We start from the raw sequence: 520 nt of genomic DNA on the forward strand, positions 1-520 counted from the left end.
TCGGGGGCTCCTCCGGGACGATCCGCTGCCCCAGTACTCCAAGCGGTGGCTCGAGGTCGATCGGGGGGCGTGTATCCATACTCTCTGCCGCCTGCCGGCCGTCCGGGAACCATGGCTGCGCGCGATCTACGACCGTATGACCAATTGGATGTTCCAACCCCCGCCGCTCGGTTGACGGGAGCGCCGCATCCCGCGCACCGCGTCCTGGCGGCACGACCACCGGCACGCCCCCTCCGGGGCGGCGCCCTCGCCTACCGGGTAAGGTGCACCGGCCGGGGCTCGGTGAAGAATATGAGGGAGCGAAGTGAACATTCGTCTGGCAGTGCACCTGTTGTTGTCGATCGTGGTCGCGCTGGCGATGGTGTTCACCGGCCTCGCGCTGGGCGGACCGCTGGTGGCGCTGCTGGCGTTCGGGCTGTGGTTCCTGATCGAGGCGCTGTTCAAGGCCCTGCTTCCGGCCTCCTTCCTTCCCGGGGTCGAGGGTGCACAGCTGACCTCTGCGGCGTATCGCGGGTGGGCT

Annotated in this window: 1 protein-coding gene; it reads left to right on the plus strand. The window is 68.7% G+C overall.

Annotated features, from left to right (window positions below; translation table 11 throughout):
- Positions 1 to 304 precede the first annotated feature (304 nt).
- Positions 305 to 520: hypothetical protein (locus ABD323_RS45380; RefSeq protein WP_344447772.1), on the plus strand; the 216-nt coding region annotated here is incomplete at its 3' end.

Source organism: Kitasatospora nipponensis, assembly GCF_039528135.1.
In the GTDB taxonomy this organism is placed as follows: Bacteria; Actinomycetota; Actinomycetes; order Streptomycetales; family Streptomycetaceae; genus Kitasatospora; species Kitasatospora nipponensis.